This is a genomic window from Staphylococcus sp. AC872 (genome assembly GCF_979255425.1).
On the sequence record NZ_CEEDKW010000003.1, the window covers coordinates 283,883 to 296,370 of the forward strand.

Consider the following 12,488-nt stretch of genomic DNA (forward strand, 5'->3'; position numbering starts at 1 on the left):
ATACCCGTATTGAGTTAAAAGGAGATTGTCATTGATTAAAGTGCTTAATATAAATATACACATACAAAAATCAATTTCTATCGAATGTAGATAGAAATTGATTTTTGTTTTGAATGTATAAAACTAAATTTTAATGTAATGCTTGTTTTTTTTTTGCTTTTTTGAAATTACAATATTAGCGATTAACCATGCTATTTGCACTATAAATGGAATTAAAAAAGCAAATCCTAACACAACTAGATTAACTAACTTTAGTTCGGTTGTTTGTGTTACGCCAGCTGCATCTACATTTCTATTCCACACCATAAACGCGAAAAAGATGAAAGTTATAATTTCTAGAATACTCATTATCCACCAAGAAATCCATGAAATTTTCATTTTATTCACCTCAACTTAGTTACTTTTAGATTAACATAATTAAGTTAATTTTCTGAAATGATATTTCATAATCCCCCCTTACTATTTTATTAGTAGGGGGATTTTTGGATAGATGAATTTTAAGTCAATACAATAGATTTTACTTTTATCATTAAGTGAATGTCTCTTATTAAGCGTTTATTCATACAGTGCCTGTTGTATTATACTCACGAATGTATCAATTGTGAGTTGGTTAGCGTGTCTAGCTTGGTAAGTACGATGTAAGTCGAACTGTTGATGGTTAGTAGTGATATCGTGTAACACTTGGTTAAACTGGTTCAATTGTTCTAATGTAAATGTGTTTTCTGGTGAAGTAAATGGACGCTGATGTGCAACCTCATCCCACGCTATGATAACGTGTTGATGATGAAATGCACGTGCTACTGCATTTTCAATTTCGTTGCCTTGATTAATGTCGAGGTAAATATCACAGCGTTGGTATAGTTCCGCAAATATATCTTTAGTTGCTGCTGGATATAAATGTACGTGTTGATGTTGATCGTACGCCATGAGTTTGGACGACATTTCAGTTAATGCAGCGATATGGAATTGTATATTAGGGTGGGCCACTATAATATGTTCAAGTTGCGGTATTTCATCAGAGTTTGTCAGAATGAGTGCATGGTTTGAATATTGATTTGATTTATCAAAGTCATACAGATAACCGGCTTGATAAACATGCGATGCTTGATCAGAATTAAGTTGTGCCATCACAGTATGATATTCTATGTAATCAGGTATCATCACAGAGAATTGACGTTGTAATGTACCATCTAGTAATGACAACATATTTCCTGGGACATGACCTTTACTACTTTCTTGCCAGAATAATAAGCCTTTACCTTCTGTATTCATATGATGTAAGACTAAGAATGGTGTTGATAAAGAATTAATAATGATCTCAGATAAATCCACTTGAATTTGTTGGAGATAGAAGGTTATAAACGCCACTTTAGAAGGGAAGAAATAGGATTGTCCTTGCCAGTCTAATACATAATCCCCTGTGACATAGTTTTCATATATCACTTCTTTACCTTCTCGGGTTACATATTTCTTTAATATAGATTTTCCAGCCAAATCATAAATCGTTTCAGCAAATTTAAAGCCATGTTTTGAATAATGATCTTCAGAACGTAAACGACCTTTATCGTCGAACCAACGCACATGACTAACTATGCGCGTTTTATAATGTGGGCGATAACGTATTTCGCCTCTAATATGTCCCATATCTTTAATTTGAGCTGATTGCCCATCGCCACTAATTTCCCAAAATGGTGGGACATCAACAGCATTAAAGAATTTAGGTTGATCGTCATCATGTAATAAATTAGCCGCAAAGAACTGATAAGGGGATGTCACCTCATCTGGTAGGAAACCATCATCTTCAATACAAATAGTGAAGTTATGATAATCTGCTTGTTCAAGTGTTTGATGTAATAACTGAGTCGGTTGATTATAATATTCAAATAAATTAATCATAGAGCACCTCGTCGACTAAATTCTGCCATTTGTTAATCATTTCTGCTGTCTTAAATGGGGTAGCAATATCATATGAAACTTGTTGAGGAGATGTAGGGCCATTGTTAAAGTATTGAACTATTTTATCAGCCATGCGATCTGTAATCTCCTCGATAGATTCTTCCTTAGTCGGTTTATCTAATAAGTAACCGTTTTGACCATCTGAGATGAAAGTGGGATTCCCATAGTTCACATTGAAACCAATCATACCTAAGCCAGAACCTACTGCTTCCATAAGTGTTAAGCCAAAGCCTTCACTTTGTGATGCTGATACAAATAATTCATATTGTGTGTAAATTTCATCAAGATTGACGTGACCTCGTAAGTGAATGTAGTCTTCGGCATGATGTTCACTGATGATTTGTTGAATTTTATCTTTTTCTGGGCCGTGTCCATAGATATCAAATGATAGCTGTGGTACGGCTTGTTTGGCTTTAATGACTGCTAGCGCAATCCAATCTACGTGTTTCTCAGACGCTAAACGTGAAGCGGTTAGGATAGAATAAGGTTGTCTTTCTACACTTGGCATTGTTAATTGGTCGAGACTACCCACAGGAATTGTTCTAATACGTGGTTGAAATTTTGTATATTGCGCAAATTGTTGTGACAGAATTTGATTTTGTAAATCGGTAGCCACAATATAGAAATCAATATATGGTGCATGATTAAACTGATATTCATAATAATTGTTCCATAAAATGTGCGTACCATCTGTGATATTGTCACTATAATGTTCTGCATGTACCACAACACCGACATGACTTTGGCCTTTATTTTGCAGAACTGCTTGGCCGATATCAGTGGCACGATCTAATATGACAATGTCGTTATGCGTTAAATGTAATTGTTGAATAAAGTAAGCAACAAAGGCTTCTTTACTATCCAAACGTGCATCGTTAAATACATAGGAATGCGCATCACCATCTATGATTTCTTGATAGGCGATAGAGCCATTTTCATTGTAGAACTGACGCATATACAATTTGGCATAGTTATCATAAGGTGCGTAATATTCAGAGAAGACACGAACGTAGCTATAGAAATCTTTTCGAATTAACATACCATTAACGACAAATTCAGCACGGTCAACATAGGGTTGGTCGGCATTTTTCATATAACAGGTTACAAATGTTTGAGGTTGATGGTCTAAATAGAGACGTTGTACCTTGCCTTGTTGATCGACTTCAGTCCGTGTCACTGTATTTCCGACATCAAGTTTAAGTTGATCAATGGTATATGTAGTTGGTGCTATTGGGATATCTGTAAAGTATTGATATAACCAAATGACTTCATTGTCTTGAAACCCCAAGTTAGCTGTTAAGGTTTGTATATTTTCTGACGCAATAAAATCTAAAAATATGAATTTTGCATCTTCTTTTAAATGTCGTAGCATTTGTGCGCGATAACTTTGTGCATATTCTACGCCGCTACTTGCCCAACCAATGCCAAAGTTGATGTTATAAATTGTCATAAATAGCCCTCCTTTTAAGGGAAATGAATGGTTAAATCACCATTTTGTTGTTCATCAATGATACTTAAACATAAGTTTCGAATCATACGATGTTTAATATCATGTTCCATATCATTAAATGAGTCTAACGCCACTTTATGGTATTCAAATATAGAATTCCGTTGACCTTTTTGACGCTGATTGACGTTGGCTTTGAGTTGTTGTAAATAGTCTACTTGCTCAATCCATGATGTGTCGATGGCTTTGAGTACTGCTTTTCTTAAAAATTGTTGGTATAACTCGTTGTCATTAATTTTCTGTTTATTAGTGTCTAGTTGGTCTTTAAATTGTGTTATTAAAAACTCAATATTTTCATCGTGATTTTGATGATTAAATTCAAAATTAGCATCCACAAAACTAAAGCTCAAGTTTTTATAGATATAACGAACAATATGATCTCTTGTCATACTACCGTCAGTCTTAAAGTCATGATTAAAGACATCACGAGCAATACTTTCAAAGTCTAAGTCATCTAAGTTTTCACTATTAAGTATACGGTTACGTTCACTATAGATTAATTGACGTTGTGTACTAATACTCTTCTCGAATTCATTTGCCGTTTCACGTGCTTTCATGCCTTCTTCTTCAGAAACACGTTGTGCCTTTTTAACAATACGTTTGATTTTATTATTAAAGGTAGGGCTATCAGATAGGTATGCTGTATCTTGTTTCATCAATGATGGATTGTCTTTTAACTTGGAATCGCTCCAACGTTGGACTAAGTAATCATCTAATGAAATAAAAATTTGAGACTGACCTGGGTCACCTTGACGACCGGCACGTCCTCTTAATTGTCTATCGATACGACTATTTTCCATGTGCTCGTTAATCAGTACTGTTAGACCACCGAGTTCGTGAACTTCTTTAGATAGTTTAATATCTGTACCTCTACCAGCCATACTTGTAGCTACAGTAACGGCATTCAATTGACCTGCCTCTGCAATCATTTGGGCTTCACGAGCGACATTTTGTGCAATCAGCAAGTTGTTCGGGATATGTCTATTAAATAATTCACTTGAAAAGTATTCCGCTGCTTCAGCTGTACGTGTAATTAATAATACAGGACGATGCTTTTGATGATAGTCAATCACTGTATCTAAAATAGCGACATTTTTATCATCATCGTTCACAAATACTTTATCCGGTAAATCTCGTCTTATCACAGGATTAGATGTTGGAATTTGAATAACGATTTTTGAATAAAGGTCGAAAAATTCTTTCTCCGCAAGTTTACCTGTCGCCGTCATTCCAGAAAAGCGCTCAAATTGCATAAAGAGATTTTGGAAGGTAATGGTAGCCATGACACTCATATCATCCGAAATATCTAAATGCTCTTTAGCTTCTAAGGCTTGGTTAAGTCCGGCTTGCATTTTAGTGCCTGGTAACATACGTCCAGTGATACGGTCGATTAACATGATTTCGCCGTCCATAATAATGTAATCTAAATTAATATCAAATAAATAAGTGGCACGTAATGCAAGATTAATATTCCTTACTAAATCAAAGTAGGGGGCATCATAGATATTAGGCACATCAAAATATGTATTGGCCTTTTCGATACCTTGTTCAGTTAACCAAATTTCACGCTTTGTCTTTTTCATTTTGAAATCTTGATCTTCTTTAAGTGTTGCTACAAAGGCTTTTACAATTTCAAACAAATTAGATTGTACTCTTGGTGCACCAGAAATGACGAGTGGTGTTTGTGATGCATCTAAGATAATAGAATCCACTTCATCAATGAGTGCATAGTGTAATTCCGGCAAGAACTTGCTTTCTTTTGTATCAGCTAAGTTATCGATAAGATAGTCAAAACCTAAATTACCATTGGTTGTGTAAATAATATCGTGATGATATAACGTCTGCTTTTCTTGATTGGATATAGGTCCTTGACGATTCTCTACAAATCCCAGTGATGTTGTAAGACCTAACCATTCATATAAAGGTTTCATTTCTTCATAGTCACGTTTCGCTAAATAATCATTTGTAGTGATTAAAAAGACAGACTTACCTGATAGCGCATTTAAGTATAAGGGTAATGTGGCAGTTAATGTTTTACCTTCACCTGTCTGCATCTCTGAAATATTTCCTTGATGCATCACTATTGCACCTAGTACCTGTACATCTTTGTGATACATACCTAATACACGACGTGACGCTTCTCGGACAACAGCATAGGCTTCAGGTAAAATATCATTCAACGTTGCGTTACCATCTTGCAGCTGCTGTTTGAAGTCTATGGTTTTGTCTTGTAATTGTTCATCTGAATATTGACGCATGTCTTCACTATAACGATTGATTTTATTTAATATTTTATAAAGTTTTTTTAACCTCATATGATTAATTGCGGTATTCACATTGAGATTCATAGTTATCCTCCTTTCTGATTGATTAATGGATTTTAATTATGATCACGTTTTGGACGTGTTGTTTTCATGATTTGATTGACTAAGTTAACATTCTCCTGTGGTGTACGTGGTCGACCGTCCTCTGATGAATGAGTCTCTGTTATATCATCAGAGCTCGTTAAAATGTCATTGGTTGATGATTCGATAGATTCGGCGATTTCTTTATCTTTATCCTTTACAAAATATCGTTCAGTTAAGGTGATTTTCTTAAATATAAGATGATGACATGCAGCGTTCATCAAGCAAATATCATAACTATAAGCCTCATTTGGATAAATAAAATAGCTATCAGTTTCTTTAATCATACAGTGGTCGAATGCTTTACCATTTTTTAAATAAAAGGTCACAATGACATAAACACTTTGTGCTGGCATGGCAGTAATATCTAGATGAATATCATAACGATAACCTCTCTTTAACATAGGGAGTTTAGGCGGATGGCCATCTTTATCAAATGTAGTGGCTGGTTCCCATAAGTTAATTTGCAAGCCTGATGGCATGAGTTGATTTTCATAATATGTGTAGTCATCGTGAAATTGTATTGTTGCGCCATGTTTGTAAGTATGACGTGTCACTTTGCGCCATCTTACGTCTAATGTTTGATTACTTTGCATGATTGTCTCTCCCAAAATGATCTTTTAATAAAATATGATAAAAGTTCATAAACCAATTCACAACGGTTGATGTATCATCATTATGTCGACCTGGTACGGCTTTGTTCATCAGATGGACATGATGTCGACTTAATACTGGTAGCAAATCTTCGAATGCAGACTGATCGTAATCGTCATTTTTCATATAAGTAATAGCAATGGATGTATCGCTAATATGACTATTTGAAAAGACATTCCAGAATTTGTCGTCTAAGTCTTTAATATGCTTCAAATCGTTGTTAGTTTGTGATGACTCGGCCATTGTATGTTCGGGTGATAGGGCGATATCTAATGATGTTTCGAAATCATTAGGTCGTAATAATTTCATATTTTTAGCTATAGTACCGACATTGACTAAAGGTTTACCAACGTTAATGCCTTTAGGATTTAATTGGGCACCGTAGTATAAAGCACCAAATGATCCCATAGATAAACCTGATAGTATCAAGTCATCTTCTTTGAACCCGAGTTGTTTTAGTGTATCGGTAATGACCTGTTTAATACCATTTTCATACGTATCAGAACCTAAGTAAAATGCGCCACCTTGAATTCTTGGATCACTAATCAGTAAGAAAGGCGCACCTAATTGATTCATTAGAAAATAAGCTTCAAACCCTTCAGCTTCACGATAACCACTGAAGTAAACATTAAGTGGTGGTTTGAAATCTCCAGGATTAAAGTAATAAAAGAATTCTTCACGATTTTCATCTACAAAACGATGACTACCGAGTAATAAATGACCGAATTCAATATGTGACAAACGTTTATGTACGGCGCCGATATGAACGGTACCATTACCTTTAACACTGACTGATGTTGAAATGTATGCCGTATAGGGTCTGCGTTGTAAATAAAGTGGCTCGGCAAGTTCTTCCTCACTTAGAACAATCTTTTCAAGGACGCCTTTTTCTGGATTTAAAGATACTAATCGAAACGTATATTCTAAGGTGACATCACCTTCAGTTCGGAATTCCGGCCAAACTTCAATCACTTTATCTTTATCGTATACGAGGTTTTGCTGCCAATTGAGCACCGGAATCAATTCATCACCGAAATGACCTTTCAATTGAATTTCTCTATTACCATAATGAATCACTTCGATATGTGATGGCGATTGGATATGCGTTCGAGCTGGACTCACCTTATCTCCGTATTGCCCAGGAAATGAAATAGATATCAATTTATCATGAAGATCATCCGTCGTATCATAATGAATAGGACGAATGAGATACCTCTGTACTAAATCAAGTTCATCATAGCCACTTGGCCAATATTGTGCATCGACAAGTGTATTATATGGATGACTCACAATATGCAAGAGTTGTGTTAATGCATCTGTCAGGTTCGCTTGTATAAATACTAAATCAAACTGTCCAGATTCCTCGACAATCTCTTTAATACTATCGATATACCCACTATCAAATTCAAATAATTGTGTATCAAAATAGTCCCAAGCGACTTCTGGTTTATGCGTGAATAGATATTCTAAATCTGTTCCACCAATTTGTAATACTTTAAATTTACGTGGCATGGTTATCACCTTCTAAAAAGTGGTCAAGTTGTTCAATAATGTGACCTGAACTTAAATCTTCAATCATATTGGTATTAAATGTAAACGCACCATTCCAATGTTTCAAGGTACTTAAGAAATAATCTAACGCAGTCGTAATATCCGCATAACTATTAATTAAATAGCCATTTTCTAAATGAGTGACATAACTACTTTGATGCATATTTATTTGTGGAATTCTGACACTGATACTTGCGATTTGTAAGAATAAATCTGGCTCAGCACTAAGGTCAATGACAATTCTTAGTCGGGACAATGCCTTTAATACGTCATATTCAAATGGCACCGATTGAATTTGTACTAATTCCTCAAAGTCTTCCGCTGATTTTGCTTGGATTAATTCTGATTTGGCTAAATCTTCCTCATCTTCTTCGTTGAACGTTTCATTGACATTTTGTATTAATTGAGATAGCCATTGTTGTAATTGAGTAGCGCTATTTTTCGTTAAAATGACTAGGCGATACGATGGATGACGTTTAATATAAGTGATTAATATTTGTAAATAATCGTCATTAAGACCATCAATCCAAACACCTATGTAAGTTTCATCTAACTGGCTACTAAGATTTTCTAAGATTTGTGTATCGAATGGAGTAAATCTCAATATTTCAGGTTTAGTATCTAGTGTTTCAATGAGTTGATGTAAGATATATTCATTTTCATGTGTATCAACAAGCCATTTGTCGCTAGGCGCCATACTCTTAATCAATGGTTGGTCAATCGTACGATTACGTTTACTAAAAATGGAGTAATATACTTGCACGTCATTTCTAATCGTATTAAAAATGCCATTATGAGCAATATGTGATGAAACAATCAGTTTATCATTCGCTTGCATATGTTGATTACAAAATGTGTTTAAACGTTCTCTAATTAAATCAACCATTGATGGATAGGTCTTGGAATGAAATTGGTGCGCATGATCTGTCATAACTTGAACAACATTAGTCTCTAGGTTTTCACGTAAAACAACATCACCCGAAGCGGTTAAATAATCTTGATATTGTTCGTGACCGAGCTCGTCGTAATAACGGATAGCACTCAAATAACCACGTTCGTCAAAGATATATCGACGCTGATGAATATCATGTTCAAAATCATCCACTACAATTAAATAACCGTCTTGATTAAAATAAATTTTGGATACGTAATGTGCTTTCATAGCCTGTATTAAATAAGATGAGTAGAAAAATTCAGTGTTATCAGGCCACTCTAAGTCTTCAAATTGAAAGGATCTAGGTGGAATGTCTTCGAATCCCTGAATTTCGTCAAATAACGACCAAATATTTGCTTCATATAAGTCATACTTATGCAGAAATAAACGTAAATTGGGATTAAAACTTAAATGAAGTAGTTTAAAATCTTCGTCATTTTTTTCATGCATCGACATGAGACTAATGGAATCATCAAACTCTATCATTGCGTTTTTTATATAAAATGGTTGATTCAAATTACGCCACCATTGATCATTGTTGTACCAAGCTGGAACGAAATATTTCATACCTTACTCCTTACCAATATTTGTTTAAAAATGATTTATATTTATCAAAGTATAAATATGTTCTAATTGTTTCTGTAATATTTATCGTAATGTAAATTAAAATAATAAACTGCGTAAAAATTGAAATTTGATCATAAATACCAGATATAAATATAGAACTAATAAGCGGCAGACTAATGATAAAACCAATTATTAAGGCACCGATTGCACTAATTTTTTTAGCTCTACGGTCTAAATAATGTCTTGTATCATCACCAGGATAAATGCCGTCGAAATAATTTCCACTCTTTTGAAAGTCTTTAGCAATACGTTTCGTATTCAACATAACTCGGGATAAATAATAGTTTAAGATGATCAACATGATGATGAATATCAATACCCCAATCGGATTATCTAATTCTAAAAATGGTGGTCGATATTGAGCATCTCCAGTGATCCATCTTCCAACTAAATGTATTAAGACACCTAATAAGAAGAACAGTGAAAAGTTAAACATGATTGAAATACTACCAGCAGGGTTTAATTTCCAAGATACATAAGTATCTTTTTTAGATGTACTGATATTCATAATATCTCTGTAAATCATGCGATATTCAATCATTTCTATGAATAATAAAAGAATCAACACGACTAATATCATAATTCCACCAATCATCATTGTTTGGGTATCCAACAATTGGAGATGTTTATTTTGAAACATAGATTTGATGATACTAACTAATACGATAGGCGTTGGACCTGCGATACCATAAACAGTATTTTGATCAGCTAACCACACGAGTAACATTGTGCCGGCTACTAAGATAAGTAACATTAAAGGGAAATTAGCGTGATGAATCATACCCTTATTAATGTACTCACTTAAGATAAAATAGCCTTGAATTAATGCTAATAAAATAGTGAAAAAACGTTCTTTATAGCTACGTTCTAGACGTGTTTGTTTTTGACCTTTCTCCATATTTCGATAGGTCAGTAACGTCATAATAATCATCGTTGTAAGCCAAGGACTTAACCCCAATGAGAATAGGTTGAGTGTTGTAATATCTCCGCCGACATTTGAAATAGCTAAATCAAGGAATTGATTTGTATGTTGTGCTGATGATTTCATATCAGCAATTTTAATATTACTACCCAATATGTATATGAAAATGATCATTAGAGTGAAAAGAATACGTTTATATAAAATTTTATATTCGATATTTTTAATGTTTTTAATATTCATCAATTTCCCACACTAATCCTTTTCTTTAAATGATTATAAAGAGGCAAAAGCACCCATTATTTTTTGAGTAATCAATTGAGTACTTTAGAAATAACAATGCTTCTGCCTCTATTTTATTCTAATTAATTATTGTTATCTTCTTTGCGATCTTTTTTGTCTTTTCTAGATTTTCTAAATATAGCTAGACCGAAAATTAATGATAATAATCCTGATAGTAAACCTTTAGATTGATTGTCATCTTCACCAGTGTCAGGTAATGCTTCTGAATGAGGTTTGTTGTTGTCATGATGTTGTGCCTCAGAAGTTGGATGCATTGGTGAAACATTAGTTGATTCACTAGATGATGCACTCATGCTATGTGACATAGACTGAGATGTGCTGTCGCTTGTAGAAGCGCTTGTGCTCTGACTATGAGATATACTTTCACTTGGTGTTTCGGACGTAGACATTGATGTGCTATGACTGTTTGAATCACTGCTACTTGTTGAACTACTGCTACTTACTGATTGGCTGAATGAGTGACTATGACTTGGCGTATCCGATGTACTTACACTAGCGCTATCTGACGTGCTATTACTATTTGAGTCACTGCTACTTGTTGAATCACTAATAGAAATACTATTCGTATGGCTATGTGATTGACTATCAGAAGTAGACATGCTTGCACTATCAGATGTCGACGTGCTCGTTGAGTCACTTGTAGAAATACTGCTACTTTCTGAAGTAGACGTACTAGTGCTAACAGAATCACTTAGTGAAGTACTTGTTGAAGTACTGTCACTTAATGAAGACGAAGTGCTTGTACTTACAGAGTCACTTAGTGATGTACTACCGCTTGTAGATGAACTGTCAGAAAGTGAAGTACTAGTTGAGTTACTTGTTGAAGTACTACTACTTTCTGAAGTAGACGTGCTCGTTGAGTCACTTGTAGAAATACTACTGCTTTCTGAAGTAGAAGTACTAGTACTTACAGAGTCGCTTAATGACGTACTGCCACTCATAGATGAACTGTCAGAAAGTGATGTACTTGTTGAGTCACTTGTCGAAGTGCTGTCACTCAATGAAGTTGAAGCACTTGTACTTTGTGAATCGCTTAATGATGTGCTGCCACTTGTCGACGAGCTATCACTTAATGAAGTCAACGTACTAGTGCTAACAGAACCACTTAGTGAAGTACTACCGCTTGTAGACGAGCTATCAGAAAGTGAAGTACTTGTTGAGTCGCTTGTTGAAGTACTGTCACTTAACGAAGTCGACGTACTAGTACTAACAGAACCACTTAGTGAAGTACTACCACTCATAGATGAGCTATCGGAAAGTGACGTATTAGTTGAGTTACTTGTCGAAGTGCTGTCGCTTAACGAAGTTGAAGCACTTGTACTTTGAGAATCACTCAATGACGTACTACCACTTGTAGATGAACTGTCAGAAAGTGAAGTACTAGTTGAGTTACTTGTTGAAGTACTACCACTTGTCGATGTACTAGTGCTTTCGGAGCTACTCATTGATGTACTACCACTCGTTGATGAACTGTCAGAAAGTGAAGTACTAGTTGAATCACTTGTAGAAGTACTACTACTTTCTGAAGTAGACGTACTTGTACTTTCGGAGTCACTCAATGACGTACTACCACTTGTAGATGAACTATCAGAAAGAGACGTACTCGTTGAGTCACTCGTCGAAGTACTATCA

9 protein-coding genes are annotated in these 12,488 nt (G+C 34.8%); all 9 read right to left on the reverse strand.

Annotated elements, in window-relative coordinates; translation table 11 throughout:
- Positions 1-123 precede the first annotated feature (123 nt).
- Entirely contained in the window at positions 124-378 is a 255-nt protein-coding gene (locus tag ACZ267_RS07125; protein WP_047210549.1) for a DUF3923 family protein, read from the reverse strand.
- Positions 379-555: 177 nt separating this feature from the next.
- Positions 556-1,896, reverse strand: coding sequence for an accessory Sec system glycosylation chaperone GtfB (gtfB, locus tag ACZ267_RS07130; protein ID WP_079449155.1), 1,341 nt, complete (start codon positions 1,894-1,896; stop codon positions 556-558).
- Positions 1,889-3,406 carry an accessory Sec system glycosyltransferase GtfA gene (gtfA, locus tag ACZ267_RS07135; RefSeq protein WP_047210547.1) on the reverse strand — a complete coding sequence of 506 codons (1,518 nt, stop codon included), beginning with the start codon at positions 3,404-3,406 and terminating at the stop codon, positions 1,889-1,891. Before gtfA ends, gtfB begins: the two co-directional genes overlap by 8 nt.
- A 14-nt stretch (positions 3,407-3,420) precedes the next feature.
- Entirely contained in the window at positions 3,421-5,811 is a 2,391-nt protein-coding gene (gene secA2 / locus ACZ267_RS07140) for an accessory Sec system translocase SecA2 (protein ID WP_079449154.1), read from the reverse strand.
- Between the two features lie 32 nt (positions 5,812-5,843).
- A complete protein-coding gene (gene asp3, locus ACZ267_RS07145) occupies positions 5,844-6,464 on the reverse strand; it encodes an accessory Sec system protein Asp3 (RefSeq protein ID WP_047210545.1) in 621 nt (206 codons plus the stop codon).
- Positions 6,454-8,034 (reverse strand): accessory Sec system protein Asp2, encoded by a 1,581-nt coding sequence (gene asp2 / locus ACZ267_RS07150; RefSeq protein WP_058714385.1) that lies wholly within the window; start codon positions 8,032-8,034, stop codon positions 6,454-6,456. Before asp2 ends, asp3 begins: the two co-directional genes overlap by 11 nt.
- Positions 8,024-9,574 (reverse strand): accessory Sec system protein Asp1, encoded by a 1,551-nt coding sequence (gene asp1 / locus ACZ267_RS07155; RefSeq protein WP_047210544.1) that lies wholly within the window; start codon positions 9,572-9,574, stop codon positions 8,024-8,026. Before asp1 ends, asp2 begins: the two co-directional genes overlap by 11 nt.
- Positions 9,575-9,584: 10 nt before the next feature.
- On the reverse strand, positions 9,585-10,796 hold the full coding sequence (secY2, locus tag ACZ267_RS07160) for an accessory Sec system protein translocase subunit SecY2 (RefSeq protein WP_047210543.1): 1,212 nt from the start codon (positions 10,794-10,796) through the stop codon (positions 9,585-9,587).
- 122 nt (positions 10,797-10,918) lie between these two features.
- A partial coding sequence (locus ACZ267_RS07165; protein ID WP_463680300.1) for an LPXTG cell wall anchor domain-containing protein occupies positions 10,919-12,488 on the reverse strand: 1,570 nt, incomplete at its 5' end.

Bases quoted from the DNA above. Each gene is read 5' to 3' on its own strand.
- ACZ267_RS07125 (WP_047210549.1), bottom strand. From the start codon at position 378: ATGAAAATTTCATGGATTTCTTGGTGGATAATGAGTATTCTAGAAATT.
- gtfB (WP_079449155.1), bottom strand. From the start codon at position 1,896: ATGATTAATTTATTTGAATATTATAATCAACCGACTCAGTTATTACAT.
- gtfA (WP_047210547.1), bottom strand. From the start codon at position 3,406: ATGACAATTTATAACATCAACTTTGGCATTGGTTGGGCAAGTAGCGGC.
- secA2 (WP_079449154.1), bottom strand. From the start codon at position 5,811: ATGAATCTCAATGTGAATACCGCAATTAATCATATGAGGTTAAAAAAA.
- asp3 (WP_047210545.1), bottom strand. From the start codon at position 6,464: ATGCAAAGTAATCAAACATTAGACGTAAGATGGCGCAAAGTGACACGT.
- asp2 (WP_058714385.1), bottom strand. From the start codon at position 8,034: ATGCCACGTAAATTTAAAGTATTACAAATTGGTGGAACAGATTTAGAA.
- asp1 (WP_047210544.1), bottom strand. From the start codon at position 9,574: ATGAAATATTTCGTTCCAGCTTGGTACAACAATGATCAATGGTGGCGT.
- secY2 (WP_047210543.1), bottom strand. From the start codon at position 10,796: ATGAATATTAAAAACATTAAAAATATCGAATATAAAATTTTATATAAA.